Source organism: uncultured Streptococcus sp. (assembly GCF_963528215.1).
Classification (GTDB): Bacteria; Bacillota; Bacilli; order Lactobacillales; family Streptococcaceae; genus Streptococcus.
In genome coordinates, this window is record NZ_CAURVL010000015.1 from 20,325 (window position 1) to 45,554 (window position 25,230).

Here is a 25,230-nt window from a genome sequence, read left to right on the forward strand (position 1 = left end):
CCTAAAGCTTGATATAAGCTACTTTTACAGCATGTCCAAACGGCTGAGCAGCCTGATAAGAGCCGAATTCGTCAGCTCATTATTTTCATCCCACTCTTTTTTATCTATTGTTTATTTTACCAAAAAAAAAGCTAAAAGCCCATCATAAGAAAAGACTTTAAAAATTTTTTCAAAGTCTTTCATAAAGGCTAAATTTTTGGTAAAATATATTCAGAAGAAATTTCTGGAAATAGATTTAGGAGGATCTTATGTTTAAATTAAAAAACGTACTGGCCATCATTTTTGGGGCTGGAATTTTTTCTTTTGGGATTCATTATTTAGTCATTCCCTTTCATTTGTATGAGGGTGGAGCAACGGGTCTGACCTTGATTACCTACTATCTATTTAAAATCCCTGTCTCGACGACCAACCTAGTGATTAACATTCCTCTCTTTATTATTGCATGGAAGCTACTGGGTTCGAGAACCCTCTACCTCAGTATTCTAGGGACTTTCTCTGTGTCAGCCTGGCTCAAAATTTTTGAAATCTTACCTGCCTCCAAACACCTGCAAGACTATTTTATCTCAGCTCTGGACGGCGATGTCTTACTAGCCTGTCTTGGAACGGGGATTATTATGGGGATTGGACTGGGCACCATCTTTAATGCTGGTGGAACAACTGGCGGTACGGACATTGTAGCCCGCATCTTCAATAAATACACCAGCATTTCCATGGGCAGACTCATGCTGACAGTTGACTTTGTAGTCATTACCTTGGTTCTCCTAGTCTTCAAAGACTTACGCATGGTATCTTACACCCTCATGTTTGTCTTTATCACCTCCCGCGTCATTGACCTAATTGCAGAAGGAGGTTTTGCTGGTAAGGGATTCCTTATCGTTACAAGTAAGCCCACTGAGCTAGCTGAAGCTATCAATGACAAGCTGGATCGTGGAGTGACCTACCTCAAGGGGCAAGGCTTCTATAGCAAGCAGGATCTGCAAATTGTCTACTGTGTTGTTTCCCGTAATGAAATGCAGCAAATGAAAAAACTCATTAACCAAGTCGATCCATTTGCCTTTACTACTATTAGCGAAGCCCATGAGATTTTGGGCGAAGGCTTCACTTTAGATGCTAACAAACAACCTATTGTACGTTAAAAACCTCATCTAACGATGAGGCTTTTTTATGTTATTTATAAAGCTTTTGGAGCAGTATGTGTAATCTCAGCCAGCTCAATAGCATGCTCTTCAAATTTTTTCTTGAGAAGCTCCATGTCTATATCACCAGCTAACTGTACTTCAATGACGACTTTGCCATCCTTGCGTGGTATATTGACTGTATTGGAGATGTTGAGATTTTCTTCCACCAGAAGACGGATAATCTGCTCAAGAACCCCCACCTTATTCTCAGTGACAAAGCGCAGACGGACTCCCTCTTCACCATAGCCAGATACTTCTAAGAAAGCCTTGAAAATATCACGGTCAGTAATAACCCCGTAAAGTTGCTCATTGTCCACGACAGGCAGGATACCAATCTTATTTTTCAGCATCAGATAGGTCGCATCTTCCAAGCTAGCAAACTGAGAAATTGTGACCACATCACGAATCATAACATCACCAACCTTGGTTTTGTTGAGAAGATAGTTCATCTCATAAATGGACAGACTCGTTGCCTTAGATGGACTAGCTTCTGCAATCGTTCCTTCTGTCACCAGTCCCACTAGTTGGTCATTCTCAATCACTGGCAGACGGTGAAGTTTTTGCTCACGCATCATATCAGCCGCATGAGCAATCGTTGTATTTGGGCTGATATAAACCACCTTACGCGTCATAAAATCTTTAACTGCCATAAAAGTTCCCTCTACTTCCTATCCATAATTCTTATACTTATTATACTTTATTTTGAGGCTGATTTCAAACGCTTCCAAGGCCTATGCCTAAGTTTTCAAAATTTAGAAAAATCCCGCGATTGGAAAAATTGAAGATAGGAAATGGTCGACTATACTATCTCACTTCAGAGAAATTTTTAAAGATAAAGTTTTAGCTAGTCGGTAATGAGTTAATATGCATCAGTTTCTAGCCTTCACTTATATCATAACATGTATTGACTTGGTCATATATTAATGATACAATACTACTAAAATATTAGTAAAATTGAAGTGTAGCCATGAAGAATCTGATGGACAAATTAAACAATCTACCCAAAGGCGTTCAGCTAGTCCTAGCAGTGATTATCTTTGCAGTCATGTTCGCAATTATGTACCATGTTGGATTTAATCTATTTGCACCTAGCAAATAATTTTTAAAGTATAGAACTTCATGTTTTAAAATCTGATATTCAAATATGTTTCGATTGATAGGCAGTGTATGATACGCTGCTATTTATTTTTCAATGATTACATACTTCATCACCGCAAAATGGGACTTAAAAAAATCCTCATACTACAAATAAAAAAGGTCCATTGGACCTTTTCAAAATGTTAAGTTACTACCGTAACTTTCTATCAACAACCTAAAAGTGTCTCCCAGACATTTTGAAGAAAATTCGCTCTCGCGAATTCCCATCTGCAACCTGAAACAATCTACCGGGCATCTTGACGAAAACCTTGTTTTCTTTATCTGCAACTTAAAAAGGTCCATTGGACCTTTTTAACCACCTAGATATGCTTTGCGGACTTCGTCAGAAGCGAGGAGCTCTTGGCCTGTTCCGGACAGAACAATTTTACCTGTTTCAAGAACATAACCACGGTCGGCGATAGAGAGAGCCTTATTTGCATTTTGCTCAATCAAAAGAACTGTTGTCCCTTGCCGCTGAATATCTTGGATAATATCAAAGATTTCCTGAATAAAGATTGGCGCCAAGCCCATAGAAGGCTCATCTAAGAGCAAAAGCTTAGGTGTAGACATCAGAGCCCGTCCCATGGCCAGCATCTGCTGCTCACCACCTGAAAGGGTAGCAGCATCTTGGTTTTTACGCTCTTCCAAGCGTGGGAAACGAGAGAAGACTTTTTTGAGATTGGCTTGATTTTCTTCACGGTTTGTTTTGAGAAAGGCGCCCATTTCCAAATTCTCCAAAACTGTCAAACCTGGAAAGACATGGCGGCCTTCTGGTACTTGCGAAAGTCCAGCTGCTACGATTTTTTGAGCAGGAACTTTTTGAATTTCATTGCCGACAAATTCAATTTTACCAGCACTTGGACGGACCAAGCCTGAAATAGTCCGGAGAATGGTCGTTTTCCCAGCGCCATTGGCACCAATCAGGGAAACGACTTCTCCTTCGTTTACTTCAAAGCTGACATCACGGACAGCCTGAATCATGCCATAATGGACAGAGAGATTCTCAACTTTAAGCATGGACATTAGGCTTCACCTCCTAGATATGCTTCAATAACGCGTTTGTCATTCTTGATTTCATCAGGTGTTCCGTGCGCAATCAAGCGGCCGTACTCCAACACATAGATTCGCTCAGTGACTTCCATTACCAGACTCATGTCATGCTCAATTAGCATGATGGTAATGTTAAATTCGTTTTTAATCCGTCGAATCAATGCAGTCAGCTCTGCTGTCTCCTGAGGGTTCATCCCTGCAGCCGGCTCATCCAAGAAGAGGATCTTCGGCTCCGTTGCCAAGGCCCGAACAATCTCCAAGCGGCGCTGCTGACCATAAGCTAAGTTCTTAGCCAAGGTTTCTGCTTCCTTGTCCAAGTCAAAAATTTTCAGCAACTCCAAAGCCTTAGCTTTGAGTTCTTCTTCGTTTTTGTAGTAAGCTGGCAGGCGGAGGAAAGAAGCTAACACATGAGCCTTATGATGATTACCAAAGGCAATCAAAACATTATCCAAAACACTAAGGTCCTTAAAGAGCCGGATGTTCTGGAAAGTCCGCCCTAGACCTAAAGAAGCAATCTTGTAAGGTACCTTACCATTGAGCAAATGACCATCTAGTGTCACTGTTCCTTCACTAGGCTCATAAACACCGGTTAGGAGGTTGAAAAGAGTCGTTTTTCCTGCACCATTAGGGCCAATCAGACCAACCAGCTCGCCCTCGTTGAGTTCCAAGGTCACATCGCTGACAGCAGTCAGACCACCAAAGTTTTTAGTTAGATTTTTCACATCAAGAAGTGCCATTATTCTTTGACCTCCTTATTCTTTTTGAAGAGCTTAGACAAGCTCAGCTCCCAAGTTCCTAAGAGTCCGCCTGGACGGAAAATCATGACCAAGATTAAAGCCAAAGAATAGACAATCATCCGAATGCTGGATACATCCTGTAGCAACATATTGAGAACTCCCAAGACCACTGCAGCTACAATGGTTCCAGTCATAGAGCCTAGGCCACCAAAAACGACAATAATCAAGATATTGATAGTGTTGGTAAAGGAATAGTCCTTAGGAACAACTGAACCAACGAAGCCAGCTTGAAGAGAACCAGCAATAGAAGCCGTGATAGCTCCCAAGACAAAGGCTGTCACTTTGATTCTAGTAGTATTAACACCAACAGACTCGGCAGCAATCTCATCCTCACGGACAGACAGAGTACTGCGGCCAATAGGACTGCGCAGGAAATTCAAGGTCAAAATAGTTGTGATAACAACAAAGACATAGACCATCTGCCAAGAAGTAAAGGGCGGAATGGATAAGATACCAGCTGCTCCATTTGTCAAAGTACCGCCATTAATAATCAGAATACGGATAATCTCCGAGACACCAAGAGTCGCAATCGCGAGATAGTCCCCTTTAAGTCGCAGGGTCGGCAAACCAACTACTAAAGCCACAATACCAGCAATGATAGCTCCAGCCAGCATGGCAATGAAGAAAGCTCCATATGTTGGCGATTTAGAGCCAATAATCGCTACAGCGTAGGCACCGATAGCCATAAAGCCAGCATGCCCAAGAGAAAATTGACCTGAGAATCCGACGATGAGATTAAGCCCCACAGCCAGAATAATATTAATCCCAATCTGCTCTAAGATTTGAATGTAAAACGCATTGAGAACACCGGCACTAACCAATACTGTCATCAGCAAGTAGCCAATTAAGACAAGGCCAAGCCAGAAAATATTTATCTTTAAATTCTTTTTCATACCTTACACCTTCTCTTTCACATTTTTACCAAGGATACCAGCTGGACGGATCAGAAGAATGACAATCAAAATCGCATAGACAATGGCATCACGGAAATCAGATAGTCCAAGCGCTGTCGCAAAAGTTTCCAAAAGACCGATAACAAAGCCACCAAGCGCAGCACCAGGAATAATTCCAATACCACCTAGAACGGCCGCTACAAAGGACTTAATACCTGGAGTCATCCCCATTAAAGGCTCCAATGAATTATAATAAAGGGCAATTAGAACACCAGCAGCTCCTGCAAGAGCTGACCCCAAAGCAAAGGTGAAGCTGATTGTCCGATTGACATTGATTCCCATCAGCTGAGCAGCATCACTGTCCACAGATACAGCGCGCATAGCCTTACCCATCTTTGTCTTCTGCACAATAAATTGCAGAGCCACCATAAGGAAAATGGAAATTCCCAAAATCAGCAACTGAATATTTGAGATAGAAATCGGCCCCAAGTTAAAGCGTACTGTCTTTATAACCTGCGGGAAGGAACGAGTATTGGCACCGACAAAGAAAATCATGCCATACTCGAGTAGAAAAGAGACCCCAATAGCTGTAATCAAAGCCGCAATCCGAGTCGAATTTCTCAGAGGACGATAGGCTAAAAACTCAATAACCACACCGAGAAGCGCCGTTAGAAGCATCGCTAAAATAAGAGATAGGAAGAAATTAAACTTCAAGATATTAATCAAGTAATAACCCATAAAGGCACCGATCATATAGATATCGCCGTGGGCAAAGTTAATCAGCTTAATAATCCCATAAACCATGGTATAACCCAAAGCCAGAAGCGCATAAACACTACCCAGGATTAGACCGTTGACTAATTGTTGGAGCATTAGACACCACTCTTTCTATAATAAAATAAGGAATGGGACAAAAATCAGCAGACTAGGTCGTGATTTTATCATCCCACTCCCAAAATACGAATAATAGTTGATTGAGAAACGAAGAAGAATAGATTATAAAACAATACTCTTTCAAATCCGTAGATTCAGAAAGAAATTATCTACTAATTTGCTCAAGCAACTAGAAATAGAAAACAAGTCAAAGACTGGGATAGCCCCAGCCTCATAATTCTTATTCCGCTTTAACTGTTTCTACAGTATCTACTTGACCGTCTTTCAAGCCAATCATCAAAGCTGTTTTCACTGGATTGTGATCTTTATCAATAGTGATTGAACCAGTCACTCCATCGAAATCTTTAAGCTTAGCCAAGTTGTCTTTGATATCTACAGAAGTTTTAGCGCCTTTAGCTGCTTCAGCTGCCATATAAACAGAGTCATATGCCAGAGCTGCAAACATAGAAGGCTCTTCTTTGTACTTAGCTTTGTATGCTTCAACAAACTTCTTAGCTTTTTCTGACATTTCACCCGAAGTTGTAAAGCCAGATACATAGTAAACATTTGTAGCTGCAGCTGGAGTTGCTTGCTCAACGAACTTAGCATCACCAAAGCCATCAGGACCAACGATTGTTTGGTCAATACCCAAACCACGCGCTTGATTGACAATTTTACCAGCTTCTGTATAGTAACCTGGAACAACCAGAGCATCAAATTCTTTGCCTTTAATCTTTGTCAAAGCAGCTTGGAAGTCAGTATCCTTAGATTGGAAGGTTTCTGTTGCTACAATCTCACCCTTGAATTCCTTCTTGAAGGCATCCGCCATTCCTTTAGCGTAGTCACTGGATTGATCATAGTAAAGAACGACTTTCTTAGCTTTCAAGTTGTCAGTGACATACTTAGAAATGATTTTACCTTGGTAGCTATCAATGAAGGTTGCACGGTAAAGATAATCTTGCTTGTTGGTCAGGTCATCCTGTGTCGCACTTGGTGTAATGATTGGTACACCTGCTTTAGCAGCATTTGCAGTAGCTGAAGCTGTAGCTCCAGAAGTCGCAGGGCCAATGATTGCATTTACCTTGCTTTGGGTAACCAAGCTAGTAGTGATGGTAGATGCTTCAGCTGTTTCTGATTTGTTATCCTTATCAGTAACTTCAATCTTCTTGCCATCTACGCCACCAGCAGCGTTGATTTCATCAACGGCCAACTGAGCACCATGTTGTTCAGCTGTACCGTAGGCTGCTACTTCACCTGATTCTTCAAAGTTAAAACCAAATTTAATCGTATCGCCAATTTCTGTACCAGTTGCTGTTGAGTTGTTATTGGATACTTCTCCACAAGCTGCGAGAAGAGCCGCACTAGCAAAAGCTACTAAGGATAGTGCAAATTTTTTCTTCATTCCGAAATCTCCTTAAGTGATTTGATTGATGATATAGTAAGAATATATCGAATTATCTGACAATTGTCAACCCTTTATAGAAATTTTATCAAATGATAACGTTTTCTTGCTCTCTATACAGGCTTCCAACAAAGTTTTGATCCAGTTCTTTTATGTGAGAAATCCGAACTTGCTTAACATAGCGCTCCTTGGGCAGATTCTCCTGTAAGTTCTGGGCTTCCTCTTGATTGACATAGAGATGCAGATAGCGATGCTTCTTAGAATGATAAATAATATCCCCAAAGTTAGCTAGCTTTTTGGCATCTCGATTATAGTAAAGATAGACAATCAAGCCCACTCTTTCTTCTCTCTCTATCATAAAACTCCTTTCCGGTCCATGTAGTTCTTAGATGATTATAGCAAAGATAGGTCAAAAAAACTAGCCCTGAAAAGCTTTATGATTAGCTTAAAACACTTAGTGTTGACAGACTAACAAATTCAAAACAACAAAAAGGAGCCGGTTTTGGCTCCTCCTATGTTAGTTCAAGTTGCTATTTTCCATGATTTCGTCAATAAAGCCGTATTCCAAGGTTTCTTGAGCGCTCATCCAGTAATCGCGTTCCGCATCCTTGTGGATTTGCTCAACGGACTTGCCAGAGTTTTCAGCCAAGATTTTTTCCAAGGTATTCCGAGTTCTAAGTAAGTGCTCAGCTACAATGGCCATATCCGTCTGCTGAGTACCGCTTCCAGCTCCGCCCATTGGCTGGTGAATCAGATATTCTGCATTTGGCAGCATGAATCGTTTGCCCTTAGCACCACTGGAAGCAATGATTGTTCCCATGCTGGCAACTACACCCATAACAATGGTCTGAACATCAGACTTGATGAAGTTCATAGTATCCACAATAGCCAGACCTGCTGAAACGGATCCGCCCGGCGTATTCACATAGAGATAAATATCTTTAGTATTGTCCTGTGCATCCAAGAAAAGGAGCTGGGCAATGACTGAATTAGCCATATTGTCCTCTACTGGGCCAGTCAGCATGATAATCCGATCTTTTAATAGCCGGGAGTAAATATCATAGGAGCGCTCCCCTCGGCTGGTTTGTTCAATAACTACAGGAATCATAGTTTTCTCTCTTTCTCTTTTTAAAATTTTCTATCAAACTAGGGAATAGAATTTCAAATTACGAGACTATTATATCCTTTTGGTCAAAAAAGGTCAAATAGAAACTTTTACTTGGTCCCGAAAAGACGATCTCCTGCATCTCCCAGTCCTGGTACGATATAACCATGGTCATTAAGATGATCATCCAGAGCAGCTGTGAAAATATCAACATCTGGATGAGCTTCCTGCAAGGCTTTTACTCCTTCAGGCGCTGAAACCAAGCAGACAAATGTAATATGGCTAGCACCACGTTTCTTCAGAGAATCCACAGCCAAGATAGCAGAACCACCCGTAGCCAACATTGGATCTACAACGAAAATCTGACGTTGGTCAATATCTTCTGGCAACTTGACCAGATACTCAACCGGCTTCAAAGTTTCTTCATCACGGTACATTCCGATATGGCCGACCTTAGCTGCTGGAACCAAGCTCAGAAGTCCATCCACCATACCAATACCAGCCCGCAAGATTGGAACAATAGCTAATTTCTTCCCTGCAATCTGCTTTTGGACCGTTTTCGTAATCGGTGTTTCAATTTCTACATCTTCAAGTGGTAAATCGCGCAAAACTTCATATCCCATGAGCATTGCGATTTCATCAACTAATTCACGAAAAGCCTTGGTAGAGGTATCTGTACGACGCAAGATAGACAATTTATGCTGAATTAGTGGATGAGCGATAACTTCAAGTTTTCCCATGATTGGATTTCCTTCTTTCAATTTATTCTTCTTATTATATCAAAAAAAGAGTGAAAAGGCTTGCCATAAGCAAGCCTTTTCAAAGATTTTCTTCACCTTATAGCCATTCTCTATAGCGCTTGATATAAAGGTGTTTAACAAGAGTTACACTAACCATATAAAGCACAATAATCAAGAAGAGGAAAAGGAAATAAGTGCCATTCAACGGAGCTGTCTTCAGAACTGACGCAAAGAGGCTGTATGGCAAGGAAGTAACAAAGAGAGCTGCTGCCATGGTCGTCACAATAACGGATAAAGCAGGACGGCTCTGCACAAATGGCAGCTTAGGTGAGCGCAGCATGTAGATGACCATGGTCTGGGTCCACATGGACTCAACGAACCAGCCTGTTTGAAAAAGAGTGATAAAGGTCTCTGCCTGTTCAGTGCCAGCTTGATAACTGCTTACTGTTATCATAGGAACAATGATAAAGTAGAGGGCTAAGTATGTCAAAACATCAAAAATGGATGAGATAGGCCCAATCCAAGCCATAAAGCGGGTAATAGAGTTAGCAGACCAAATCCGTGGTTTCTTGAGAAATTCACTGTCAACGTTATCAAAGGGCAGAGCGATACAGGACAGATCATAAACCAGATTAAGGACAATCAGATGAACTGGTGCCATAGGAAGAAATGGCAAAAAGATGCTGGCAAAGAGGAGAGAAAAGATATTCCCAAAATTGGAACTGACCGTCATCTTAATGTACTTGGTCATGTTGGCATAGACCTTGCGTCCCTCTACCAACCCCTTCTCCAGAACCATGAGATCCTTGTCCAGCAGAATGACATCTGCTGTTTCCTTGGCTATATCGACAGCTGTATCAACAGAAATACCCACATCTGCTACCTTCATAGAAGGTGCATCATTGATACCATCACCCATGTAGCCAACCTTGTGACCATTGTCCTTGAGTTGGAGAATGATCCGAGCTTTTTGGTCAGGTGAGAGCTTGGCAAAGACCGTTGTATTCTCTACCGCTTGGCTCAATTCTTCATCAGATAAGACATCCACCTCTACACCCAGCAAGATATTGTCTACATCTAGCCCAACCTTTTCACAGACTGCCTGGGACACCTTATCATTATCACCGGTCAAAATCTTAGTAGCAACGCCGTACTCAGCCAAGGTTTCAATAGCTGGAGCCGCAGATGACTTAGGTGGATCTAGAAAGGCCAGATAGCCCGTCAAAATCATGTTAGATTCATCCTTGACTTCATAGTCGTAATCTTCTTCTAAGTCTGACTTGTAGCTAACACCAAGCACGCGCAGCCCTTGCTCATTGAGTTGAGCCACTTCCGAAAGGATTTCCTGACGAATCTCCTCAGTCAATTCAGTAATGCGTTTCTTGTATTCTACATGGCTAGAGATAGCCAGCATTTCCTCCAAGGCCCCCTTGGTCACCATGCTGATAACATCCTCATCATCCTTGACAATGACACTCATGCGACGGCGTTCAAAGTCAAAGGGCAGTTCATCAATTTTCTTAAAGGTTTGGTCTAAATTACGGACAATCTCATGCTTTTCTGCTTCTTTCTCCGTCCGATTGATAATAGCTCGATCCATGAGATTTTTGAGACCAGTTTGATAGTAGGAATTGAGAAAGGCACGACGGAGCACTGCTAAGTCCAAATCACCATGAATATCCAGCGGGTATTCTAACACAATCTCATCTTGAGTCAGTGTGCCTGTCTTATCCGTACAAAGGATATCAATAGCTCCTAGATCCTGAATAGCGTTCAGCTTCTTAATCACGACCTTTTCCTGAGCCATAATAATGGAACCTTTAGCCAAGCTCGCCGTGATAATCATAGGCAGCATTTCTGGAGTTAGGCCGACCCCAACGCTGAGGGCAAAGACACCTGCTTCCAGCCAGTCGCCGTCTGTCAGACCGTTTATGAAGAACACGACTGGAACCATGACGAGCATCAGACGAATCAAGAGCCAGGAAATGCTATTCATCTCGCGCTCAAAAGAGGTCGGCTCATCATAGGTGTTAAGCGTCTGCTCAATGGCTCCCATCATGGTCTCATCGCCAACCACCAGCACCAGAGCTGTAGCTCTTCCGGAAATAACGTTGGTTCCCATAAAAGCCAGCGACTCTGTTTCTAAAAGGCTATCTAGATTTTGCCCATCCGACTTGGCCAAATAGACCTTTTCTACTGCATCGCTTTCGCCTGTCAGGCCGGACTGCTGAACAAAGAAATCACGCGAATCCAGTAGCAGCACATCTGCAGGAATCATGTCTCCGGCACTAAGCTTGATGATGTCTCCTACAACAAGCTCATCAATCGGCAGTTCCTGCTCTGCTCCTTCACGGATAACCGTAGCCGTGTTGACAATCAACTGAGACAGATTGCTAGCAGCGCGGTCGCTCCGCAATTCCTGAACAAAACGAATGCCTCCAGAAATCAGCACCAGAACAACAATGATGATGGAAGTTGTCGGATCTTCCTCACCAGGCTTAGCCAGCCAAACATTGGTCACTAAAGACACGAGGGCAATCACCAATAAGATGACTGTAAAGGGGTTAATGATAGACTCGTAAATTTTCTTTAGGATAGAGTCTTCCTGACCCTTTGTGATGATATTTTCACCATAAAGGTCACGATTTTCTTCAACCTGTTCTTCTGTCAGGCCGCGAAAAGAACTCTTGTAAAAAGCCAGAGTTTCTTTTACAGGAAGCTGCAGAGCAGCAACTAATCTTTCTTTTACTGTTTTCATTGGTTTCTCCTTGATGTATGATTAATAATTTTCATACACAGGGACCAATCACTTTATAAGGACAGAACGACACAAATCAGCGATTGGCTGTGTATGTGCGGTTCCGGATAATCGTCAATTTGCATCGCGTGTCTCCTTTCTTAATTTATAAAAACAATTAAAAGTCCCAAGATGCCTGCAAGACGTCAAAGGTGGCATTCATCTTCTGTGTCCAATCTTGCAATTCTGGAAAATTTTCTTTTAAAGAAAATCCAATAACTTCTTCACGTAAATTCCACCAATCTACAAGAGCAACTACTTGGATTGTTGCAATATTTAAAGAGAGCCCCTGCTCAGTAGCCAGTTTCTCTAACAAAGACAAACTCCGTATATTTCTCTCTTCAATTTGCTGATGTCTGTCTTTCCACCAATGTTCTTTTTCATGGAAAAATTTTTCCGCAACAATCGGCATTGTATTTTCCAAAATTCCTTCAGCAACGGACAGTATATTTAAAACATGCCATTTCTCCATTCCATTGGGGAAAAGTGAGACTTCCTGACCTAGTTCGTCTAAATATTGAGAAATTAAATCACTACCATATAACCATTCTCCACTGGAAGCTTGAAAAGCAGGAATTCTACCTAAAGGATTATCTTGATTGTGCGGTGAATTTCTATCAAAAGCCACCTGAACTTTCTGAATATCCACTTGCTCCTCTAAATTATGATGTAAAATTGTAACATATACTTTACGCGCAAAAGGACTGGTACTAGAATACCAAAATTTCATCACTATTCCTCCTTCTTTTTTCTTGAGAGGCAGGCAATCAACTATTTGCACTCTTGAAATATTTTCAGCAAAAAAGAATACCCTGCCAATTTCTCGGCAGGGTTGTTTGCATGTCAGGTTATTCGCTTCATTGTTTTAAGCACAGATAAAACAAGCATTCACCGTTCAAGCTTTAACTCCATAAGGCGATGAAATGAGCTTAGTCTTGACCTTGGCGATCAGGACTGTTGACCAACGAGTAGTGTCTCCACTGCTTTGCGGTAGTCATCCGTATCCTTATGGTAGCCTCACCTACCGATTTTCCACTATTACTATACTCCTCTTTGGAAGGATTGTCAATCATTTTTCTCACTTGAAACAAATTTCAAAAAATTTTTGATTTATTTTGGCAGTACCTCTGCAATACGGGAGCAGATTTCTTCAACCATGGTCTCTGGAGCAGCAACATTTAGGCGGGCATGGCCTTTGCCTTCTTGACCAAAATCACTTCCTCTATTCAGGACGACCTTTGCCTCTTCTCGTAGCAGCTGAAAGAGCTGGTCATCTGTCAGGCCATAATCTGAAAAGTCCAGCCAAATCAGATAAGTCCCTTGAGGCTTCATGACCCGCAGGCGCGGTGCTTCCTTGGCAAAATAATCAACTACAAAATTCACATTCTTCTCAAGAACTTCCTTAAGCTCCATCAACCAAGACCAACCGTAACGATAGGCTGCTTCTGTCGCTAAAAATCCAAGACCAGGAATTTCATGCTGGTTGTTGGCCAGCTGGCGTTTTTTAAACTGATGTCGTAAGCTAGGATTCTCAATCACAGCATAGGAATTTTTAGTTCCAGCAATATTAAAGGTTTTAGTCGCACTTGCTAAAATCAGACTAAAGTCCTTAAAGTCAGGCGAGACAGTATTAAAAGACTGATGTTCATGGCCAAACAGCGTCAAATCTTGATGAATTTCGTCTGAGACCAGGAGAACGCCGTACTTTTGACAGAGGCGGCCAATTTTCTCTAACACTTCCCGTTCCCAAACTCGACCTCCAGGATTGTGCGGATTGCAAAGAACATAAATCTTGACTTCATTGTCTACAATGTCCCGCTCTAGCTTCTCAAAGTCAATCTGAAAGAGACCATCCTGCTCTATCAAAGAATTGGTAATAAGCTGACGATTATTGAGCTTGACACTGCGGGCAAAAGGTGGGTAAACAGGAGTGTTGATTAGAACAGCATCCCCTTCCTTGGTAAAGGCTTGGATAGCCGTCGAAATAGCAGGAACAACCCCCTCGATAAATACCAAAGCATCCCGATCAAAGGTATAGTCGTGCTCATCCCGCTCCCAATCTAGAACAGCATTGATTAGCTCTTCACTGGCATAGGTATAGCCATAGACCAACTGATTAGCGTAGTCATGAACAGCTTGCTGGATTTCAGGCAGGACTTCAAAATCCATATCCGCAATCCAGGCTGGCAGAACTTCTTTGTCCTTCTCCGCTTCTTTCCATTTATAAGTATGATGCCCTACACGACAGGGTGCTTTTTCAAAATTATATCTTCCCATATTATTCATTCTCCAAGGCTGCACGTAAATCGTCTACCAAATCTCGACTATCCTCAATTCCAATTGACAGGCGTAGCAAATCATCAGTTAAGCCATAAGAATGACGCACTTCCACTGGAATGTCTGCGTGAGTCTGGGTCGTCGGATAGGTAATCAAGCTCTCCACTCCTCCTAAACTTTCCGCAAAGGTAAAGACTTTCAGGCTATTTAGGAGATGAGGAATCTTGCCTTCGTCCACAACTTTAAAGGAAATCATACCACCCTTGCCTGGATAGAGAACCTCTTTTACCGCAGGAGATTGCTTCAGAAAAGCGACTACTTCTTGCGCATTCTGAGTAGAGCGCTCCATGCGTAGAGCCAGTGTCTTGAGACCGCGCAAAAGCAGATAGCTGTCAAAAGGAGACAGGACTGGCCCAGTTGTATTGAGATTATAGAATAGCTTGTCATAAATTGCAGCATCATTAGTCATGATGGCTCCAGCCAATACATCATTGTGTCCGCCCAGATACTTGGTCGCAGAGTGCAGAACAATATCAGCTCCATCCTCTAGCGGTCTTTGATAAATGGGACTGTAGAAGGTATTGTCCACAATGACAGCTGCTCCTCGCTCATGAGCCACTTGGGAAATGCGGGCAATGTCAAACTCTACCATAAGAGGATTGGTCGGTGTCTCGATATAGACAATATCTATATCCTCTGTCAGATTGTTCAGCAGTTCTTCTTCTGTATTGGCATAGCTAAAGGCAAAACGCCCTTCTGCTTCAGCTTGGGCAAACCAACGGAAAGATCCGCCATAGAGATCCCGAACAGCCAAAACCTTGCTGCCGACCGGAAAGGCACTAAAGGCCAGCACAATAGCCGACATACCTGAGCTAGTCGCTAGGGCATAGTCTGCACTTTCGATAGCAGCCAGAGTCTCTTCCAAGCTAACCCGCGTTGGATTCTTGGTCCGAGTATAGTCATAACCTGTTGACTGGCCAAACTCAGGGTGCTGGTAGGTTGTTGAAAAATGCAGGGGTGTTGTTAAAGCACCAGTTGTTTCATCTTTTTTAACCCCAGCCTGAGCCAGTAGTGTATTTAATTTTACGTCCTTACTCATATTAACCTTCCAATCCTTCGCTAATATTTCACCCTCTATTGTAACATCTTTTGAAAACATTTTTCTTTTTTCTTTTCAAGAGCTAGCTATAGTTTGAAACTATAATGTTAAAGTTTTAGAAAAACAAAGCTAAAAATTAAAAAGCCTTATGGCTTTTTAATAAATATGAAAGCGTCGGCGCAGACTAGCAGCTTTTGAACCGATGAAGCGATCCATAAGGCGAACTTTGAGCGCCAGACCGCCATAGACAGCGAGACCGATACCGCCAATCAGAGTGATATAGACAAAGCTGGAAATCCGACCGCTTGGATGAAGGAAGAGACCGATAAGAAGCTCTGCCACCAAGACAAAGATGGTCATCAGAACCGTCAGAATCACTGACAGGAGGCTCCGCTTAAAGAGGTTCTTAGGATTCAGACCTGTTACCTTGCGAATTTCCTGATACATGAGCAAGATTGGGATAATCAAGCCGACTGTCGTCGCAAGAAGAGGACCATAAGCTTTAAAAATATAAATCAAGGGTACTTGCAACACCAACTTGACTCCCACTCCATAGAGGAAATAGATAATTGCCTTTCTATTTTGGAAGAGGGCTTGAATCATCGGAGCCAACACCGTATATAGACTGAGGATAATGGTCTGCAGCATAGCAAAGATGAAAAGCCCTAGTGCTAGACCATCTGGCTTGCCATAGAAAACGGTATACAGAGGTTCCGCTACCAAAACAGCACCAATGGTTGCTGGCAAGATAAAGAAAATCAGCATACTAAGATTATCCTGCACCAAGCGTGCAGCCGATCGGAAATCACCTTTGACATAGTTCTCAGTCAAGAGAGGAATCCCAACACCGCCAATAGAGGTAGCCACTGCAATTAAAATCATGGTAATTTTATTAGGATTGGCTGAGAAATAGGCAAACTGAACCAGCAGCTCGGACTTGCTGTACTTGCTGATCCAGCCCATGACATGGATAAAGGTATTTTGGTCAATAATCTGAAAAAGCTGAATGGCAGATCCTGTGATAATGAAAGGAATGGCTTCTCGGATTGTATCCCAGAGGAGGGCACGGCTATTGATCTCCCCTGCATTGGCAGACTTATGAAGGATAGAAGTCAGCATACCTGTCTTCCAGAGATAGAAGGCTAAGACAGCCATGCTAGCCAGCATACCGATAAATGCTGCAAATGTTGACTGTGTAACCGCTTCTACATAGTTGCCAGAACCGATTTTCATGATGAAAAAGGCTGTCAGCAGCATCCAGATAACCCGAATGACCTGCTCCGCAATCTGACTGATGGCATAAGGCTTGAGATTGTTAAAACCTTGGAAAAAACCTCGGATAACACTCATGGATGGGAATATCAAAACGGCCAGAGACAGACTCTGCATGACTGGCACCAAGTCTGAACCACCGCCAGACATAGAAGCGAAAACTGGTGAGAGCAGGTACATCATCACTGCAAAGACAGCTCCCAAAAGCAGCATAAACTTGAGAAACTCTCGGATGAGAGTGAAACTGTGCTCTTCCTTGTCAATTGTATTGTACTTAGCTACCTGTTTGGCTACTGCCACTGGCACGCCGGCTGTAGAAATCAGTAAAAACCAGGCATAGATATTGTAGCCCATAGTAAAAAGGCCGTTGGCCTCGGCGCCGTGCTTGCCCATCCAAATATACCAAGGAATGATATAGATGGCACCCAGAAGACGACTGATAAAATTGCTGGCAGTTAGCCAGGCAGTTCCCCGCAGCATCTGCTGCTGCTGGCTTGTTGTTTCTTGGCTCATAGAAAACCTCTTCTATTTATTCTTCTTTTATTATAAACTTTTCCTTGCCTCTTGTAAAACCCAGCCATAAGGTTTACAATAGATTTATGATTAAAATTGAAACCGTATTAAATATTTTAAAAGAAGACCATAATTTTCGTGATATTGTCAAAGACGGAGAATACTTTTTCTCCTACAGCGGCTTGACTTTCGATAGTATCAGTTATGACAGCAGGGAAGCGGATGCCTCTACCCTCTTTTTTGTCAAGGGTGAGGCTTTTAAGAAAGAATTTCTAGAAAAAGCCGTCTCAGCTGGCCTGCGCTTTTATATCAGCGAGACAGACTTTCAAGTGGGCATTCCGGTCCTCTTGGTCAACGATGTCAAGCAAGCCATGAGTCTCTTAGCCATGGAATTTTACGGCCATCCTGAGAAAAAGCTCAAACTACTTGCCTTTACTGGAACCAAGGGCAAGACAACTACAGCTTATTTTGCCTATCAAACCCTTTCTCAAAGTCATCGTCCTGCCCTACTCTCGACTATGAACACTACTTTGGATGGCGAGACTTTCTTCAAGTCAACTCTGACCACACCAGAGAGTCTGGATCTTATCAAAATGATGGCCCAAGCCCTTGCTAATAATCGGACTCATCTCATCATGGAAGTTTCCAGTCAGGCTTATCTCAAGAAAAGAGTCTACGGCCTAACCTTTGATGTGGGTGTCTTTCTTAATATCAGCCCAGACCATATCGGCCCTATCGAGCATCCGACTTTTGAGGATTACTTCTACAATAAACGGCTTTTGATGGATAATAGCCGAGCAGTTATCGTAAATAGCGATATGGACCATTTCCAAATCGTGAAAGAACAAGTCGCTTCTATGGAACATGATTTCTATGGAGCAGGCTCAAGCAATACCATCATAGATTCTCAGGCCTTCAGCTTTGAAGTTCCTGGTAAGTTAGCTGGCCGCTACGATATCCAGCTCATCGGCCACTTCAATCAGGAAAATGCAGTAGCTGCTGGTCTTGCCTGTCTGCGACTGGGTGCTAGCCTCGAAGACATCAAAAAAGGAATTGCCGCAACCCGAGTCCCAGGCCGTATGGAAGTCCTGACTCAAAAAAACGGCGCCAAGGTCTTCGTTGACTACGCTCACAATGGCGTCAGCCTAAGCAACCTGCTTTCTGTGGTAGAGGAACACCAAAAGGGCAAGATTATTCTCCTCTTGGGTGCTACAGGCAACAAGGGTGAAAGCCGCCGCAAAGACTTCGGTCTCTTACTCAATCAGCATCCTGAGCTGACTGTTATCTTAACTGCTGACGACCCTAACTATGAAGATCCTCTAGCCATTGCGGAGGAAATCGCATCCTACATCTCCTATCCAGTGGAAAAAATAGCCGACCGAGAAGAAGCCATCAAAAAAGCTCTCAGTCTGACAGACCGAGAGGGAGATGCCGTCATTCTGGCCGGTAAAGGAGCAGATGCTTACCAAATCATAGAAGGAGAAAAAGTAGCCTATTCAGGAGACTATGCCTTAGCAGAAAAGTATTTATAAGAAAAAAGGCGAGAATATCGCCTTTTTATTGTCGTTTTGTAAAAATTAACGCCATTTAATCAGAACGTACATCAAGCTGGAGCCAAACATATCCGCCAAGGCGTGCATGAGAAAGAAAGGCAAGAGGTTCTTGACCTTGTACTTGTAAAGGAAATAGTAAAAGAGACCGTACACCACTCCGATAACCAAGGCCCACAGCATGCCCTGATAGGTGTGGAAAGAAATCCGAATGATAGTAGAGTAAGCCAGAGCCCACCACTTATACTTATCCTTAACAGAGGTCATAAGCCCCAGAAAAAAGAATTCCTCATAGAAGCCATTGAGAAGTCCGTAGAGAATGGCCATAGGTGTCAGTTCAGCAAATTTCCGGAAGATTTCCAGAATATCTACATAAGACCAGAGAGTTGGATCAAAGTAATTATACTCGCCGCTCAGTGTCGTTACAATGTCACCAAAGAACCCTACCACTACAAAAATAAGAGGAGTCCAAAGGAGAACCGACCAGCTCAGACGGATGGGAAGCTGCTTAAAGTCAAAGCGCCGAAGCAATAGGTAAAGAATGGTCAAGACCAGCATCAGTAGCTGAAAATTGAAATTACTAGAAAAAGCCGCTCCCTCACTGGCTGTATTGGTCACCGTTTCAGTCGCTCTTGTGCTGGCGGCTGGCGCAAAGCTAGCTAGATAAAGCTCTGTTGAGCGATAAATAAACTGCCCAAACATGAGCAGGGTAATCACTGCAATATCAAACCACCTCAGCTCTTTCAAAGGCTTAGAGGGGCGTAGGTTTGTCAATAATTTCATCATATTTCCTTTCACCACCTGTAAATTTATGTCATCATTTCAGGTTCTTTTTTATATTTCTATCTTAGCATGAAAAGCTTAAATTTTTATTATTTACAATTTTATAAAACTTTTTTATTTTATTTTTATTAAATTGTCAGAAAACTCTTTTTTTAGAAAAATTTTCATGGTATAATAAAAGATGTAATTCTGATAGAAGAATCAGCCAGAAAGGAAGTCTATGTCCATTATCTCTGCAGCAAGTATCCAAGTCGCCTACGATCAAAAGGTTATTATTGACGGACTGGACTGCCAACTCGCCGAGGGAAAGATTACAACTATTATCGGTAGCAATGGCTGCGGTAAATCCACTCTTCTCAAGGCCTTTACCCGTATTTTGCCGACAAAAGCCGGCAGCATAACCCTGGATGGACAATCCATCGCCCTACTGCCGACCAAGGAGGTGGCGCAAAAGATTGCCTTGCTGCCCCAAACCATGGAGGCGACCGATGGCATCACTGTTTATGATCTGGTCTCTTATGGCCGCTTTCCGCATCAAACTGGCTTGGGGCGGCTCAGTACAGAAGACCGGGAAAAAATCTGCTGGGCTATGGAAGCAACTCAGGTCAGCGAATTTTCAGACTGGCAGGTGGATGATTTGTCTGGAGGTCAGCGCCAGCGCGTCTGGATTGCTATGGCTTTAGCTCAAGATACAGAGACTATTTTTCTGGACGAGCCGACCACCTATCTGGATATGAATCACCAGCTGGAAATCTTGGAGTTGCTGAATGACCTCAACCGACTCAGCGGAAAAACCATTATCATGGTTCTGCATGACATCAACCTAGCTGCCCGCTTTTCCCATCAGCTGATTGCTATGAAAAATGGGCGTATCCGGTATCAAGGAAGTGTTGAGCAGGTCATGACTTCGGATATTCTGAGAGACATTTTTCAGATTGAAGCCCAGATTATTCGGGATCCTATTCAGGATAAGCCACTCTGCCTCAGCTATCAGCTCGTTAAATAAGTTATGTATTCATAGATAATTTTTCCATATCTTCTTCATGGATACAGCTTCTAAACTTTTTATAGAATTGGAGGAAAAAATGAAAAAGTTTTTATCATTTGCCACCCTTACTGTTACCATCTTCCTTTTAGTTGCCTGCGGCAGCTCATCTAAACCCGAAAACTCTGCCTCTGCAGACAAGGTCGAGCTATCCAGCAAGCCCAAAATTGATGGATTTCACTACTACGGCGACATTCCTAAAAATCCAAAACGCATCGCCAGCCTCTCCTCAACCCACACCGGTTATTTGTTGCAACTAGGTTTCGACCCTGTCACTGTAACATCCTATGATGCTAAAAACCCTGTCCTCAAGGAAAAAGTCAAAAACGCCAAGGTCCTGATGCCGGAAGATTTGGAATCAATCGCTAAGCAAAAGCCAGACCTTATCGTGGTAGATGCCAGTGACAAAAATATCGATGAACTAAAGAAAATCGCTCCAACTATTGCCATTGATTATGGAAAAAATGACTATTTAGAAATCCTGAATCGCTTTGGCCAAATCTTTGGTAAGGAAAAAGAAGCTGACCAATGGATTGCTGATTGGAAGAGTAAAACAGCTGATATTGGCAAGCAGTTAAAAGAAAAGCTGGGACAAGATGTCACTTTCACGGTTGTCGGGCTATATGAAAAGGAAATCTACCTCTTCGGTAACAACTGGGGACGAGGCGGAGAAGTTATCTACAAGTCACTGGGATTTGATGCCCCACAAAAGGTGAAGGAGGAAGTATTCCCAAGTGGCTACTTGCAAGTCAGCCAAGAAACGGTGAGTGAGTATATTGGCGATTATGTCCTGGTTGCAGCTGAAGATGATAAAACAGGCAGCGCTCTTTACGAAAGCGATGTTTGGAAATCTATTCCCGCTGTCCAACAGAATCATATCTTAAAAGTGGATGCCAACGCCTTTTATTTCAACGATCCATTGACACTTGAATACGAACTCAAAACCATTCAAGATGGCCTTGAAAAAATGAACTAGGCCATTCCTTGCAGAAACTCAGACTAGTAAAAAACATTGCTAGTAAGCGATATATCTCATGACAGCTATTTGATTTTCGACTATATAAAGGATACCAGATGACGCTTCATACACTCTTCACTCAAAAAAATAGGCCAAACATCTTTTGGCTTGTTTTTTTCGCCCTCATTCTCCTGCTGATTAGCGGACTCTATCTCTACCTGCGCTTTGGCATTCCCAGCTACTCCCATCGGCAACTGATAGAAACGCTGAGCCATCCTTTCAAGGAAAGTCCAGCCCAGAACATCATCATAGATCTGCGCTTACCTAGAGGAATAGCAGCTCTGCTAGTCGGAGCTAGCTTGGCCGTTTCAGGAGCCATCATGCAGGGGATTACCCGCAATGCCATTGCTGATCCGGGACTTTTGGGGATCAACTCTGGAGCTGGCCTAGCGCTCATCTGCGGTTATGCCTTTTCTAAGAGTATACACTACAGTAGCATCCTCCTGCTCTCACTTGCAGGAGCCTGTCTAGCCAGTATTCTGGTTTTCAGTCTCTCCTACCATCCTAGAATAGGTTTTGAGCAACTACGTCTCGTCTTATCCGGTGCCATGGTAACAACACTCCTGACTGCTATCGGACAAGGCTTGAACATTTACCTCAACCTGACCAATGCTGTCATCGGTTGGCAGGCTGGAGGACTTCTAGGAACCAATTGGAAAATGCTGCAACTCATTGCTCCCTTTATCTTATTAGGCCTCTTACTGGCTCAGCTATTTTCTCACCAACTAACCATTCTCAGCCTCAATGAAACAGTAGCCAAGGGCTTAGGCCAGCGAACGACTCAGTTGACCCTTCTCTTTCTAAGCCTCGTTCTACTGTTATCAGCGGCAGCCGTTGCCCTAGTAGGAAGCCTAGCCCTCGTCGGACTGATTATTCCACACTTTGTCAAAACCATCAGCGGAAAGAACTACCAGAAAATCTTGCCACTGACGATGCTAACAGGAGCGCTCTTTCTACTGATCTGTGATTTTGCTGCAAGTCATATGGTCGGTCTGCCTCTTAGCTCTATTATCAGTCTCGTTACACTGCCAGTCTTCCTATGGCTGATGAGAACGGGGGCCTTCTATGAGAGATAAAAAACGGATTCTTTTGGTTCTAGTAAGCCTCAGCCTCCTGACTTTCCTAATTTTCCTACTGTCTCTATCATCAGGCGATCAGGAATTTAATATCGGTGAAGCTTTTCGATATCTGCTGGGGCAGGGAGATGATGGCAGCGCCTTTATCATGGAGCAGATCCGCCTGCCTCGAATTCTGGTCTGCCTTCTAGCAGGAGCTTCGCTAGGGATGAGCGGTGTACTACTGCAGACCTTTACTCGAAACCCACTTGCCGATTCAGGAACCTTGGGAATCAATGCAGGAGCTGGTGTTATCATTACTCTTGCTATCAGCAAGCTAGAAGTGACCGATCCTTTCTATATCCGCTATCTTCCCTTCATCGCGACCTTTGGCGGTATGATGACTGTAGCCCTTATTTACCTGATCTCACATCAAAAAGGCCAAGCTATCAGCCCCGTCAAACTCATTATTGCTGGTGTGACCTTGTCAACCATTCTGTCTTCCAGTATGATTGCCATCACCGGCCGTGTCAATCAGAACAAACTGACCTATGTAGTTAGCTGGCTAGCTGGTAAGATTACGGGTAATAACTGGGAAAGTCTAGCTATTGCTGGCCCCTTCTTGCTTTTATTCTGGTTGCTGACCTATCTGCTCTCCCACAAGCTCAATATCCTCAGCCTAAATGATGAAACAGCTCTAGGCCTAGGGCTTCATCTAAAAAGAGAGCGTCAGATAACCTTGTTATTAGCCAGTGCTCTCGTCGCTTTTAGTCTATCCCTAGCTGGAAATATTGTCTTTATCGGTATGTTGGCTAGCCATATCAGCAAACGATTCCTGCCTAGCGATCATCGCTTACTCTTTCCAGCCGCCATGCTGCTAGGTGCCTTTATCATGACAGGGGCAGATACGATCACAAGAACCTTCCTCATCGGAAGCTCCGTCCCGACAGGCATTTTGATTTCCATTATTGGAGCCCCCTACTTCCTCTACCTTATGTATCAGCAAAAAAAATAATCAGCCGAATAATCGACTGATTGTTTTTTATTTATCCAAGCTGTTTTTGATACCTTCAACAGCACCTTCAACAGCTTCTTTAGCATCTTCAGCAACTTCTTTTGCTTTGGCAACTGTTTTTTCTACAAAGCCTTCTGCTTCGGTCTTGTTATCTCCTGTAACTTTGCCCACGCCTTCTTTAACAGCGCCCTTAGCTTGATCGAATTTATTTTCTAGTGACATATGATTGCCTCCGTTCTTTTTTACGGTTTCTGATACCGTTTACAGTAGTATAAGTTTTTTCTTTTCAAAGGTCAAATATTCTGCTCATACTATGGGAAAATCAGTCCAGATGAAAAGTCAATCTCTCCTTATCAAAGCTTGCCTGTAACTCATACTTGCCTGCTTCATTTTGTTGAATATAACCTAAAATTACTAAGCTATCAACAAAAATGTCCCGCCGCTTCTGCATGAGCTCATCCTTGCGGACATACTTGAGGAGGAAGGTCGTCATGTACTTGAGTGCATATTCGGGATTGACATCGCCTAAGACAGCATAGAGGGACTTTTGTGCCTCAGACAGCGGATATTGGCACTGCATCTTATAAAAATAATTAGCCAAGGTCAGCTTATCCCGCTGAAAATCTGTCTCTTCCAGCAAGACCGCCGCATTGGTCTGATTGGAAAGCTGGGTCTCAAAGCGCAGCTCCAAGAGTTCCTGATAGAGGGGGCTATCATCACGGATAAAGACCTCCTGGTCCAAACGTAAGTCCTCCAAACTTTCCACAAAAGGCAGCGTCAGATAATATCGCTTGTTTTCCCGCCGGATATAGCCTGCCTTGATATAGTCCTCTATCGAGCGGTCAATATTAGCCACGTCCTCAAACTCTCGCTTAATCTCACGTAGAATCACCGTCTCATGCTGATCCAAATAATCAATCAGCTCCTGAAAAAAAGATTTACGCGTCAAACGGCTGGGGTTGATGATTTTAATCATGAAGTTCTCCTTTGTAGATGAGTTTTCTTGACTGAGCCAACTGGCTAGGATTCGTCCCAGGCTGATTTAAGGGCACATCTAAGCCCAATTCTCGATAATATTCCTGCCAAAAATCAGAAATCAAATTTTCCTCATCGCCAAACTGCATGAGAATCGTATCAAAAATCGGCAAAATTTCCGCAATATACTCCGAACAGTAAAAACCATCGGACTGCGGATAGAAGCTGAAATTGTATGGCTTTCCTAGATGCAATTTGGCCCTTTTAAAGACAGCATCTGCATCAATAGCTGGATAGCAATACACGTCATAAACATCCTCATCCTGCAAAAAATCAGACAAATCTTGATTGACAACACCCTTCTCATGGGTTGCATGATAAATCTCACCATTAAAAAAGATGGCCACGTGGCTGTATGAGCCAGTTGCTGCTCGGATGGCTGCTGCAATTTCTGAAGATCCGACCGTAAAAATCAAATCTCCATCTTGTAAATCTTGAATCTTCATTTCTCTCGCCTATCAAAAAAGGAGCCGAAACTCCTTTTTAGTATGAGGGGAATAGCCCTCATCTAGTAACTAATCTATTCAAATGAGCTCTTTAAGCATTAAAACTTTCTGTCAGTTGAGGCACCACTTGTTTTTTACGAGAAACAGCGC

Annotated in this window: 24 protein-coding genes and 1 riboswitch; of the genes, 6 read left to right on the top strand and 18 right to left on the bottom strand. The window is 42.9% G+C overall.

What is annotated here, in order from left to right:
* Positions 1-248: 248 nt before the first annotated feature.
* Entirely contained in the window at positions 249-1,136 is an 888-nt protein-coding gene (locus RWS24_RS07150; RefSeq protein ID WP_125434782.1) for a YitT family protein, read from the top strand.
* A 35-nt stretch (positions 1,137-1,171) separates the two neighbouring features.
* Here RWS24_RS07150 and RWS24_RS07155 read toward each other — a convergent pair whose 3' ends face one another.
* The 14 genes from RWS24_RS07155 to RWS24_RS07220 form a co-directional block, all read right to left on the bottom strand.
* Positions 1,172-1,828, bottom strand: coding sequence for a CBS domain-containing protein (locus RWS24_RS07155; RefSeq protein WP_314366379.1), 657 nt, complete (start codon positions 1,826-1,828; stop codon positions 1,172-1,174).
* Positions 1,829-2,627: 799 nt separating this feature from the next.
* Complete coding sequence (locus RWS24_RS07160) at positions 2,628-3,338, bottom strand: ABC transporter ATP-binding protein (protein WP_002894681.1); 711 nt, start codon at positions 3,336-3,338, stop codon at positions 2,628-2,630.
* On the bottom strand, positions 3,338-4,102 hold the full coding sequence (locus RWS24_RS07165) for an ABC transporter ATP-binding protein (protein WP_002913262.1): 765 nt from the start codon (positions 4,100-4,102) through the stop codon (positions 3,338-3,340). The genes RWS24_RS07160 and RWS24_RS07165 overlap by 1 nt, the downstream gene beginning before the upstream one ends.
* Entirely contained in the window at positions 4,102-5,055 is a 954-nt protein-coding gene (locus RWS24_RS07170) for a branched-chain amino acid ABC transporter permease (protein WP_002914606.1), read from the bottom strand. The genes RWS24_RS07165 and RWS24_RS07170 overlap by 1 nt, the downstream gene beginning before the upstream one ends.
* 3 nt (positions 5,056-5,058) lie before the next feature.
* Positions 5,059-5,928, bottom strand: coding sequence for a branched-chain amino acid ABC transporter permease (locus tag RWS24_RS07175; protein ID WP_314366382.1), 870 nt, complete (start codon positions 5,926-5,928; stop codon positions 5,059-5,061).
* A 241-nt stretch (positions 5,929-6,169) separates the two neighbouring features.
* Positions 6,170-7,330: an ABC transporter substrate-binding protein gene (locus RWS24_RS07180; RefSeq protein ID WP_002905096.1), complete on the bottom strand. Its 1,161-nt coding sequence runs from the start codon at positions 7,328-7,330 to the stop codon at positions 6,170-6,172.
* 88 nt (positions 7,331-7,418) lie between these two features.
* On the bottom strand, positions 7,419-7,688 hold the full coding sequence (locus tag RWS24_RS07185) for a YlbG family protein (protein WP_002918525.1): 270 nt from the start codon (positions 7,686-7,688) through the stop codon (positions 7,419-7,421).
* A gap of 159 nt (positions 7,689-7,847) precedes the next feature.
* Positions 7,848-8,465 (bottom strand): ATP-dependent Clp protease proteolytic subunit, encoded by a 618-nt coding sequence (locus tag RWS24_RS07190; RefSeq protein ID WP_314366404.1) that lies wholly within the window; start codon positions 8,463-8,465, stop codon positions 7,848-7,850.
* Positions 8,466-8,545: 80 nt separating this feature from the next.
* Positions 8,546-9,175 (bottom strand): uracil phosphoribosyltransferase, encoded by a 630-nt coding sequence (upp, locus tag RWS24_RS07195; RefSeq protein WP_002894672.1) that lies wholly within the window; start codon positions 9,173-9,175, stop codon positions 8,546-8,548.
* Positions 9,176-9,272: 97 nt separating this feature from the next.
* On the bottom strand, positions 9,273-11,933 hold the full coding sequence (gene mgtA / locus RWS24_RS07200) for a magnesium-translocating P-type ATPase (RefSeq protein WP_125434778.1): 2,661 nt from the start codon (positions 11,931-11,933) through the stop codon (positions 9,273-9,275).
* 157 nt (positions 11,934-12,090) lie between these two features.
* Positions 12,091-12,702, bottom strand: coding sequence for a glutathione S-transferase family protein (locus RWS24_RS07205; RefSeq protein WP_314366387.1), 612 nt, complete (start codon positions 12,700-12,702; stop codon positions 12,091-12,093).
* A 150-nt stretch (positions 12,703-12,852) separates the two neighbouring features.
* A riboswitch (M-box (ykoK) riboswitch) is annotated at positions 12,853-13,008 on the bottom strand.
* 74 nt (positions 13,009-13,082) lie between these two features.
* Complete coding sequence (locus tag RWS24_RS07210) at positions 13,083-14,258, bottom strand: MalY/PatB family protein (RefSeq protein WP_314366388.1); 1,176 nt, start codon at positions 14,256-14,258, stop codon at positions 13,083-13,085.
* Positions 14,251-15,408, bottom strand: coding sequence for a cystathionine gamma-synthase (locus RWS24_RS07215; RefSeq protein WP_125402478.1), 1,158 nt, complete (start codon positions 15,406-15,408; stop codon positions 14,251-14,253). Before RWS24_RS07215 ends, RWS24_RS07210 begins: the two co-directional genes overlap by 8 nt.
* A gap of 96 nt (positions 15,409-15,504) precedes the next feature.
* Positions 15,505-17,133, bottom strand: coding sequence for a polysaccharide biosynthesis protein (locus RWS24_RS07220; RefSeq protein WP_002899786.1), 1,629 nt, complete (start codon positions 17,131-17,133; stop codon positions 15,505-15,507).
* Positions 17,134-17,219: 86 nt separating this feature from the next.
* On the opposite strand from RWS24_RS07220, the gene RWS24_RS07225 reads away from it, so the two are divergent.
* Positions 17,220-18,665 carry a UDP-N-acetylmuramoyl-L-alanyl-D-glutamate--L-lysine ligase gene (locus RWS24_RS07225; protein ID WP_314366391.1) on the top strand — a complete coding sequence of 482 codons (1,446 nt, stop codon included), beginning with the start codon at positions 17,220-17,222 and terminating at the stop codon, positions 18,663-18,665.
* 45 nt (positions 18,666-18,710) lie between these two features.
* Here RWS24_RS07225 and RWS24_RS07230 read toward each other — a convergent pair whose 3' ends face one another.
* Complete coding sequence (locus RWS24_RS07230) at positions 18,711-19,466, bottom strand: CPBP family intramembrane glutamic endopeptidase (RefSeq protein ID WP_023916573.1); 756 nt, start codon at positions 19,464-19,466, stop codon at positions 18,711-18,713.
* Between the two features lie 220 nt (positions 19,467-19,686).
* Here RWS24_RS07230 and RWS24_RS07235 point away from each other — a divergent pair, with 220 nt between their 5' ends.
* The 4 genes from RWS24_RS07235 (at position 19,687) to RWS24_RS07250 (ending at position 23,599) form a co-directional block, all read left to right on the top strand.
* A complete protein-coding gene (locus RWS24_RS07235; protein WP_314366393.1) occupies positions 19,687-20,472 on the top strand; it encodes an ABC transporter ATP-binding protein in 786 nt (261 codons plus the stop codon).
* A 79-nt stretch (positions 20,473-20,551) separates the two neighbouring features.
* Positions 20,552-21,487, top strand: coding sequence for an iron-hydroxamate ABC transporter substrate-binding protein (locus RWS24_RS07240; protein WP_314366395.1), 936 nt, complete (start codon positions 20,552-20,554; stop codon positions 21,485-21,487).
* A gap of 98 nt (positions 21,488-21,585) precedes the next feature.
* Positions 21,586-22,605 (top strand): iron ABC transporter permease, encoded by a 1,020-nt coding sequence (locus RWS24_RS07245; protein ID WP_314366397.1) that lies wholly within the window; start codon positions 21,586-21,588, stop codon positions 22,603-22,605.
* On the top strand, positions 22,595-23,599 hold the full coding sequence (locus tag RWS24_RS07250; protein WP_314366399.1) for an iron ABC transporter permease: 1,005 nt from the start codon (positions 22,595-22,597) through the stop codon (positions 23,597-23,599). The genes RWS24_RS07245 and RWS24_RS07250 overlap by 11 nt, the downstream gene beginning before the upstream one ends.
* A gap of 27 nt (positions 23,600-23,626) precedes the next feature.
* Here RWS24_RS07250 and RWS24_RS07255 read toward each other — a convergent pair whose 3' ends face one another.
* From RWS24_RS07255 to RWS24_RS07265, 3 genes are all read right to left on the bottom strand, one after another.
* Positions 23,627-23,821, bottom strand: a complete 195-nt coding sequence (locus tag RWS24_RS07255; RefSeq protein ID WP_002894655.1) for a CsbD family protein — start codon at positions 23,819-23,821, stop codon at positions 23,627-23,629.
* Positions 23,822-23,921: 100 nt separating this feature from the next.
* The gene (locus tag RWS24_RS07260; protein WP_314366400.1) at positions 23,922-24,575 is read right to left on the bottom strand and encodes a DUF1803 domain-containing protein; all 654 of its coding nucleotides are present in this window, start codon (positions 24,573-24,575) and stop codon (positions 23,922-23,924) included.
* On the bottom strand, positions 24,568-25,080 hold the full coding sequence (locus RWS24_RS07265) for a YiiX/YebB-like N1pC/P60 family cysteine hydrolase (RefSeq protein WP_314366402.1): 513 nt from the start codon (positions 25,078-25,080) through the stop codon (positions 24,568-24,570). The genes RWS24_RS07260 and RWS24_RS07265 overlap by 8 nt, the downstream gene beginning before the upstream one ends.
* Between the last annotated feature and the right edge of the window lie 150 nt (positions 25,081-25,230).

Excerpts from the sequence above, each read along its gene's own strand:
- RWS24_RS07210 (WP_314366388.1), bottom strand. The coding sequence starts at position 14,258 with ATGAATAATATGGGAAGATATAATTTTGAAAAAGCACCCTGTCGTGTA.
- RWS24_RS07265 (WP_314366402.1), bottom strand. The coding sequence starts at position 25,080 with ATGAAGATTCAAGATTTACAAGATGGAGATTTGATTTTTACGGTCGGA.
- RWS24_RS07240 (WP_314366395.1), top strand. The coding sequence starts at position 20,552 with ATGAAAAAGTTTTTATCATTTGCCACCCTTACTGTTACCATCTTCCTT.
- RWS24_RS07250 (WP_314366399.1), top strand. The coding sequence starts at position 22,595 with ATGAGAGATAAAAAACGGATTCTTTTGGTTCTAGTAAGCCTCAGCCTC.
- RWS24_RS07185 (WP_002918525.1), bottom strand. The coding sequence starts at position 7,688 with ATGATAGAGAGAGAAGAAAGAGTGGGCTTGATTGTCTATCTTTACTAT.
- RWS24_RS07225 (WP_314366391.1), top strand. The coding sequence starts at position 17,220 with ATGATTAAAATTGAAACCGTATTAAATATTTTAAAAGAAGACCATAAT.
- upp (WP_002894672.1), bottom strand. The coding sequence starts at position 9,175 with ATGGGAAAACTTGAAGTTATCGCTCATCCACTAATTCAGCATAAATTG.
- RWS24_RS07170 (WP_002914606.1), bottom strand. The coding sequence starts at position 5,055 with ATGAAAAAGAATTTAAAGATAAATATTTTCTGGCTTGGCCTTGTCTTA.
- RWS24_RS07260 (WP_314366400.1), bottom strand. The coding sequence starts at position 24,575 with ATGATTAAAATCATCAACCCCAGCCGTTTGACGCGTAAATCTTTTTTT.
- RWS24_RS07160 (WP_002894681.1), bottom strand. The coding sequence starts at position 3,338 with ATGTCCATGCTTAAAGTTGAGAATCTCTCTGTCCATTATGGCATGATT.
- RWS24_RS07175 (WP_314366382.1), bottom strand. The coding sequence starts at position 5,928 with ATGCTCCAACAATTAGTCAACGGTCTAATCCTGGGTAGTGTTTATGCG.
- RWS24_RS07215 (WP_125402478.1), bottom strand. The coding sequence starts at position 15,408 with ATGTTTTCAAAAGATGTTACAATAGAGGGTGAAATATTAGCGAAGGAT.
- RWS24_RS07155 (WP_314366379.1), bottom strand. The coding sequence starts at position 1,828 with ATGGCAGTTAAAGATTTTATGACGCGTAAGGTGGTTTATATCAGCCCA.
- RWS24_RS07235 (WP_314366393.1), top strand. The coding sequence starts at position 19,687 with ATGTCCATTATCTCTGCAGCAAGTATCCAAGTCGCCTACGATCAAAAG.
- RWS24_RS07255 (WP_002894655.1), bottom strand. The coding sequence starts at position 23,821 with ATGTCACTAGAAAATAAATTCGATCAAGCTAAGGGCGCTGTTAAAGAA.
- RWS24_RS07220 (WP_002899786.1), bottom strand. The coding sequence starts at position 17,133 with ATGAGCCAAGAAACAACAAGCCAGCAGCAGCAGATGCTGCGGGGAACT.
- mgtA (WP_125434778.1), bottom strand. The coding sequence starts at position 11,933 with ATGAAAACAGTAAAAGAAAGATTAGTTGCTGCTCTGCAGCTTCCTGTA.
- RWS24_RS07150 (WP_125434782.1), top strand. The coding sequence starts at position 249 with ATGTTTAAATTAAAAAACGTACTGGCCATCATTTTTGGGGCTGGAATT.
- RWS24_RS07245 (WP_314366397.1), top strand. The coding sequence starts at position 21,586 with ATGACGCTTCATACACTCTTCACTCAAAAAAATAGGCCAAACATCTTT.
- RWS24_RS07230 (WP_023916573.1), bottom strand. The coding sequence starts at position 19,466 with ATGAAATTATTGACAAACCTACGCCCCTCTAAGCCTTTGAAAGAGCTG.
- RWS24_RS07205 (WP_314366387.1), bottom strand. The coding sequence starts at position 12,702 with ATGAAATTTTGGTATTCTAGTACCAGTCCTTTTGCGCGTAAAGTATAT.
- RWS24_RS07165 (WP_002913262.1), bottom strand. The coding sequence starts at position 4,102 with ATGGCACTTCTTGATGTGAAAAATCTAACTAAAAACTTTGGTGGTCTG.
- RWS24_RS07180 (WP_002905096.1), bottom strand. The coding sequence starts at position 7,330 with ATGAAGAAAAAATTTGCACTATCCTTAGTAGCTTTTGCTAGTGCGGCT.